Source organism: Microcoleus sp. PH2017_09_SFU_O_A (assembly GCF_020738625.1).
Taxonomy (GTDB): domain Bacteria; phylum Cyanobacteriota; class Cyanobacteriia; order Cyanobacteriales; family Microcoleaceae; genus Microcoleus.
Genome location: NZ_JAEQCF010000009.1, coordinates 83,825 through 90,015, shown reverse-complemented (window position 1 = coordinate 90,015; position 6,191 = coordinate 83,825). Strand labels below are relative to the sequence as shown.

At 46.9% G+C, this 6,191-nt stretch carries 6 protein-coding genes and 1 pseudogene; 2 read left to right on the top strand and 5 right to left on the bottom strand.

The genetic code is table 11. From position 1 onward, the window contains the following. Positions 1–217: 217 nt before the first annotated feature. Positions 218–965, bottom strand: a pseudogene (locus tag JGK16_RS06380) (DUF928 domain-containing protein). Positions 966–1,126: 161 nt separating this feature from the next. Between JGK16_RS06380 and JGK16_RS06375 the strand changes: the two are divergent. Together JGK16_RS06375 and JGK16_RS06370 are read left to right on the top strand one after the other, a co-directional pair. Beyond that, positions 1,127–1,402: a hypothetical protein gene (locus JGK16_RS06375; protein ID WP_366034572.1), complete on the top strand. Its 276-nt coding sequence runs from the start codon at positions 1,127–1,129 to the stop codon at positions 1,400–1,402. Then, on the top strand, positions 1,389–1,835 hold the full coding sequence (locus JGK16_RS06370; protein ID WP_293183517.1) for an HNH endonuclease: 447 nt from the start codon (positions 1,389–1,391) through the stop codon (positions 1,833–1,835). Before JGK16_RS06375 ends, JGK16_RS06370 begins: the two co-directional genes overlap by 14 nt. A gap of 37 nt (positions 1,836–1,872) precedes the next feature. Here the strand turns inward: JGK16_RS06370 and JGK16_RS06365 are convergent, their stop codons facing one another. The 4 genes from JGK16_RS06365 to hemB all read right to left on the bottom strand — a co-directional run bounded on the left by JGK16_RS06365 (position 1,873) and on the right by hemB (position 6,172). Beyond that, positions 1,873–3,795 carry a CHASE2 domain-containing protein gene (locus JGK16_RS06365; protein ID WP_293183515.1) on the bottom strand — a complete coding sequence of 641 codons (1,923 nt, stop codon included), beginning with the start codon at positions 3,793–3,795 and terminating at the stop codon, positions 1,873–1,875. Between the two features lie 188 nt (positions 3,796–3,983). Next, entirely contained in the window at positions 3,984–4,685 is a 702-nt protein-coding gene (locus JGK16_RS06360) for a response regulator transcription factor (protein ID WP_293202881.1), read from the bottom strand. A 142-nt stretch (positions 4,686–4,827) separates the two neighbouring features. Beyond that, complete coding sequence (locus JGK16_RS06355; protein ID WP_293183511.1) at positions 4,828–4,965, bottom strand: hypothetical protein; 138 nt, start codon at positions 4,963–4,965, stop codon at positions 4,828–4,830. A 172-nt stretch (positions 4,966–5,137) separates the two neighbouring features. Beyond that, complete coding sequence (gene hemB / locus JGK16_RS06350; RefSeq protein ID WP_293189939.1) at positions 5,138–6,172, bottom strand: porphobilinogen synthase; 1,035 nt, start codon at positions 6,170–6,172, stop codon at positions 5,138–5,140. Positions 6,173–6,191: the final 19 nt, after the last annotated feature.

The window sequence follows — 6,191 nt, the reverse complement described above, 5'->3', positions numbered from 1 at the left end:
TGGCTATTCCTATGGAGTTTAATTCAAGGCGACTGAAGTCGCAGCCGCTTTCCTCCCCATGTCTAAAGCCAGGGGCTTCTCGCTCGTTTTTTGGTGAAAAATGCGGAGGAATGTAAAAAACAACAGATAAAAAGCAAAAGGCGAGGGGAAACAGGAAGCCCGATCGCACCTCACAATTGAATTTAAACAGTTTTAGCGAGAAAGGCTGCATGGGATTTTAGGGTTTGGGTTGCGGGAGTTGGCGTTGTTGTTCGATCGCTCTTATTTGCTTCAATCGATCGCTCCAATCTTTCAAAGGTTGGGCTTCCGAATTAGCCAGAGAATCTAGCAATTCCAGCACAGCCGCTTGATTTTGAGAAGTCTCAGAGGCTTTGCGCGCTTCGGCGATCGCGTCATACCACAGCCCAGCCTTGGCATACAAGTCGATCCGCTGTTGGGGAGTTGGCGCGGCTGCAAGTTGAGTTTGCAACGATTCAGCAGGCTGCACCACTTGGATTTCTGCCGTCGCCACCACATTCCGCGAAGGAACATTCCGATCGCACAGCAACGCCCCACTGATAGGATTGCCCGATCGACAGTGGAGGCAGATTTGCCGGCAAAGCAACGGACATGATTCCTGGCTGACTCTCCATCTCGGTTCTGTAGAGTAGTTGGCCCGATCGAGTAAACAGCCTCAATTGCAACGGACGAGAAGTGCGATCGGGTACAAACCAGGTAAAAGTCGGATGCCCAGAAATCGTCTGTCCCATATGGCTAAACGGCACTAAGGCAGTTAATACCGCCGCTGAATCACCTTCACAACTGCCGCCGCGAGTGGTATTCGTGCCCGTTTCTTTCGGTTTAGAAGGGTTTGGAGGAGGAGTATATTTTGCCAGGGCTGCGATCGGAATCCAGAACGAAACACTCAGGATTAAACTCGCAATTCCCGCAGAGTAAATGGTTCGACGCTTCAATCCGTGAGTCATCATCTGAATCCTCTCTGTAACTATTTTCTACGGTAATCGACAATACACAAACATAATAGAGGACTGCCCGCAAACAAGACTTGCGGGAAGGTGCAAAGCATTGTTAAAGCGCGATCGCCCCTTCATATCAAGCTATAATCTCGTTAAAGCGCAGATTTTCAATGTCTTTCCACTCCCTTCTGGCAGAAGCAAACATGATTACGACTCTCAGTAAGCCGTCCTCACTCATTCATGAAATTCAGATTGAAAAGGTGGGAGATTGGACGCTATTCAAATTCACTGAATCTCTTCAACTCCGAATGGAAAGCCTGCTAGAAAAAAAGAAGGCGGATCAACTCACTCCAGATGAAGTTACAGAACTAGACGCGATCGGAGAGTTAGATCGAATTTTTACCTATATCAACGCTATGCTTGCTGCCCAAAATGCCAATCAGTGATGTAGCCAAACAAGCCATACGCAAAAGAGCCAGCTATTTGTGTGAATACTGTCATTCGCCAGAACGTCTGAGCGCAAATCGGTTCACATTTGATCACATTATCCCAAAATCTCTGGGTGGGCCTGACGAAATAGATAATCTTGCACTTGCCTGTCGTCGTTGTAATGAAAGACGGTATAACTTTGTGGCTGGAGTCGATCCAGAAACCCAGGAAATTGTCCCTATTTTCAATCCTCGTCAGCAGAAGTGGGAGGAACATTTTGTTTGGCTAGACAACGGAGTTGTGATTCAAGGGATTACACCCATCGGTCGAGCAACCTGCATCCGCCTTGATTTAAACGATACACGCTATCCAGATGATGATTCTATCCGAGCAACCAGACGATTTTGGATTCAAACGGGGTTGCATCCTCCAGCAAGCGATCTATCCTAGATTTTGAAGACCCGCACCCACGATCGCTTCTCGAAAATCACCAGAACCACCGCCGTTTGGCTGACCAACTTAACTCGCACACGGTTCCCTTCGGTACATTTTGATAGCGCCGAAACGTTCCACCTAATTGTTTAGCTAAATTGTTTGCCAATTGCGTTCCTAATCCTGAAGATTGAATGTTAGTGTTTGAATCTTGAATTGTCGCTTCTATTTCAGACAGTTTCCCATTGCCATTATCTACCACCCGAATTACTTGCCGATCGCCTTCTTGAGTGCAAATTACTGTCAACCGAGTGGTTTCAATCGCGTGTTTGCCGACATTGCAAAGCGCTTCTTCGAGAAAGCGGCAGAGTCCTCGTTTGTGTTCCAACCGCAGATGTTCGGTGTTCAAAGGATCGAACTGCACTATTTTGAATTTGATCGTTTGGAGGTAGGGCAGTTCTTGTTCGAGGGTGTTGGAATAGACTTTGTAGAGCAATTCATGCAACGGGGCTTGCAGGGCTAATTCGATCGCACTTCCCATTCGCAAATGCGGTTCATCGGCGATCGCATCTCGCTGCACCGATCCGTAAACTTCCCGTAATTCTTGATTCAGGCGTTGCAAATCCGTTAAAAATGATGGGGGTGGATCTTGCTCCTGAGCAGTTCTCAAAATCACTACCAATGTTTGTAAAGGCCCGCTATGAATCGCATTAAAAGTTTGCTCGATCGCAAATTGACGTTCTTCCAACCGCAGTCGCAATTCCTGCTGGTGGCGATAGAAGAGTGCCGCCGCCCGGCCAGCCCCATTTAGCACCAAAATCAGGAACACAGGTACGATCGGCATCCACCACCCCATCAAAATTAATCCGTAACAAATCGCGATCGAGCTAATACTGGCGATTAAGAGCCCCAACAAAATTTTCCACGGCGATCGCAGAAATCGCCCCAAACTCATCCCCAAGAGTCCCCAGACCCCAATCCAGAGAGTTTCCCAGTCATCTCCCCAAACCTGAATCAACGGTCTGCGATCGAGCACCGCGCTAATAATCTGGCTGGTTTCGTGGGCTTGCATTTCCACTCCGTAAATCCGTCCGGGATTGATACCTGCGATCGCACCTGAACTTGCCAAATCCTTTGCACTAAAAGACATCATCCCAATCAGCACAATCTTGCCTCGAATCCAGTTTGGATCTACTTTTCCCGCCTTGATTTGTGCTAGAGAAATGACTCGAAAAGGTGCCAAACCGCTGCGAACATTCAGCAAAATCTGATTACCGCCTGCATCCGCCCCCACATATCCGCCAGAATTGGGCCGCATTCTGGTCAATTCAATATTGCCAAATCGCATCGCCTCTCGATCGCGAATTCCATTACCTGCCTTAATTCCTCGGTTTGCTAAATAGCGCTCAGCCAGACGGATTGCGAAGGAAAAACGGTATTCTTGGCGATCGTTGTAAGTGCCCAATAAACTGCGGCGCTGATAGCCATCCCCATCGAGGACGAAATCTGCAAAGCCAATTTGTTCCGATCGCAGTGCGGGTGGAGGTGCGACGATAAAGCCATTGCGATCGGGCAAAGCAATCTCCACTCCGATCGCATTCTTGCTGTTACGAAACACCGATGCTAGTTCAGCGTGGCCCGGTTCAACCGGAATATCGCGGACAATATCCAGCCCGATCGCGATCGGTTCATAAGTCTGCAATCGTTTGAGTAAATCGGCAATTTCGCGATCGGGAATCGGATAAGTTTTGGCGCGTTTAATATCTTCCTCCGTAATGCCGACGATTATAATCCGTTCATCCATTGGCTCAGGAGGACGCAGCAGCAAAAATCGATCGAACGCCACCAACTCCACAAACTGAAGCGCACCCGTCAATCTAGCCATCATCACAGCGACAATCACCATCAACCCTGGAAGCGATCCTCGCCACCAAGTCGAGATATCTGCTTTCACTGCTTGCGATCGATCAGGCTTCATATCGTTTCCAGTTGTATCGGTATTGTTTAAATCTCCAAACAGTCAATCGATTTTAGATTTTAGATTTTAGATTTTGGATTGATTCCACGGATAAATCCGGGGGCTTGTACCACCTTTGAAATTATTGGTCAGTAGTCAGTAGTTCCCCCACTGTCAACTGTCAACTGTCAACTGTCAACTGTCAACTGTCAATCAATAAGTCCTGCTTCCCTAGCCCGCACTTCCGTTTGAATCCGCAGATTTTTATCTTTTTCGGGATACACTTCTAGCACATCTCGAATCTTAATCCAGTAATATTGCACAGTGCGTTCACAAACATTCATCCGTTTGGCGATCGCAGTATCCTGTAAGCTATCTTGAAAAGCAAATTGCAATACCTGCATCCAAGCAGGTTTGAGTTGCAGCCCATTGCGGATCTCTCTAGGAGTATAAATTCGCTCATCCAGCGCCCAATTGACCATCGCCAGCAAGTCTTTCACAGGCTGGCTTTTATCAACAACCGTGAATCCGCCCATATGATTGTCGATCGACGGTTTCAGCCAAACCAATGTGCGAACATGGGCGCTTTGCACCACAATATTCAAACTCGGATAATGCTCCATCAGCGTTTTCAGGAGTTGAAGCCCTGAATTAGCCTGAGCAGTTTCGCCGATCGCCTCTGGCATCACCAAATCCACAATCACCAGATCCGGGACGATCTGTGCTACTTGCTGAAGGGCTTCCTGAGCCGTTGGAGCCGTCAGAATATCTGCCTGTGGATACTCCTGCCTTAAAATATTAAGCGTGCCGTCTAACACCATCGCATGGTCATCCACGACTAAAAAAGTTCGTTTGTCCGATCGAGGTAAAGTCTGGGGCATAGTTGATTCGTTGCCGCACAACATCATCATTGGATTTTAGATTTTAGATTTTAGATTTTAGATTTGTGACAAGCGTTGAAACTAGGGGATTCAAACTGCTGAAATTCTCATTCAAAATTTGTACTGAGTGAGGTCGAAGTATCCCAAATCCCAAATCGTCTCGGTCATCTTCTTACCATAGAGTAATTACCGGGCATCCGTCCTGCATCTGTCCGCCAAATGTGGTTGTGGAAGTCAGCAACCAGAATTGCACTAAAGCGCAGTTCTGTTGATTATGTTCCAAAATCTGCACTTCATCGAAATTATTCATCTCTCTCCTCTGCGCTCTCTGCGCTCTCTGTGGTTAAATCATTCCGATCCAAATTGATATTACGCACAGATCACTCGATCGGAGATTTGATTATATTTCCATCGTAATTCTCCCATAATTCTTGTGGAACAGGCCAGAGAGCCTGTTCCTAAAAGCGCTTAAAACAATTCCCTTATTTCAACATCAAAGCAACTTCCTTAGCAAAATAAGTCAAAATCAAATCGGCACCAGCCCGTTTGATACTCATCAAAGTCTCCAAAATAATCCGATTTTCATCAATCCAACCCAACTTTCCAGCAGCTTTGATCATTGCATATTCGCCACTGACATTATAAGCAGCAACAGGTAAATTAGTTGCTTCCCGCACTTGGCAGATAATATCGAGATAAGCCAAAGCAGGTTTTACCATCACAATATCTGCACCTTCTGCGATATCCAAAGCAACTTCTTTCAGCGCTTCTTTAGCATTAGCAGCATCCATTTGATAAGTCTTTTTGTCTCCAAATTTGGGGGCAGAATCGAGGGCATCCCGAAACGGGCCATAATAAGCAGAGGCATATTTTGCGGAATAAGCCAGGATTGCCATATCGATGTATCCTGCGGCATCTAAGGCTTTGCGAATTGCACCAATTCTGCCGTCCATCATGTCGGAAGGTGCTACCATATCTGCACCAGCGGCGGCTTGAGAAACTGCCATTTTTACCAAAACTTCAACAGTCGGATCGTTGAGAATTTTACCGCTTTCATCAACTAAACCGTCGTGTCCGTGAGTGGTGAAAGGATCGAGGGCTACGTCGGTAATTACAACTATTTCGGGGATGTTTTGTTTAATGGCTTTGACTGTTTGTTGAACCAATCCTTCTGGATTATAGCTTTCAGTTCCGGTGTCGTCTTTTTTGGTTTCTGAGATTACTGGGAAAAGGGCGATCGCACATATCCCCAAATTCCAACATTCGGCGATTTCTGTTAGCAATAAATCCAGGGAAAAGCGATAACAACCAGGCATCGAAGCAATCTCAACTTTTTGCCCTTCTCCTTCCATCACAAACATCGGATAGATGAGATCGTCAACTGTCAGATGATTTTCCCGTACCATGCGACGCAAACCGGGGGTGCGACGCAGGCGGCGGGGACGAATGGCGATCGGGGAGGGATTTTGATTATTCTCGGTGGGAAGGGCGGACTCGACGTTATTTGCGGATGACATAGGAACTGGAGTTTATAGA

Coding starts and splice junctions, on each gene's coding strand:
- hemB (WP_293189939.1), bottom strand. CDS start 6,172: ATGTCATCCGCAAATAACGTCGAGTCCGCCCTTCCCACCGAGAATAAT.
- JGK16_RS06360 (WP_293202881.1), bottom strand. CDS start 4,685: ATGATGATGTTGTGCGGCAACGAATCAACTATGCCCCAGACTTTACCT.
- JGK16_RS06365 (WP_293183515.1), bottom strand. CDS start 3,795: ATGAAGCCTGATCGATCGCAAGCAGTGAAAGCAGATATCTCGACTTGG.
- JGK16_RS06355 (WP_293183511.1), bottom strand. CDS start 4,965: ATGAATAATTTCGATGAAGTGCAGATTTTGGAACATAATCAACAGAAC.
- JGK16_RS06375 (WP_366034572.1), top strand. CDS start 1,127: ATGTCTTTCCACTCCCTTCTGGCAGAAGCAAACATGATTACGACTCTC.
- JGK16_RS06370 (WP_293183517.1), top strand. CDS start 1,389: ATGCCAATCAGTGATGTAGCCAAACAAGCCATACGCAAAAGAGCCAGC.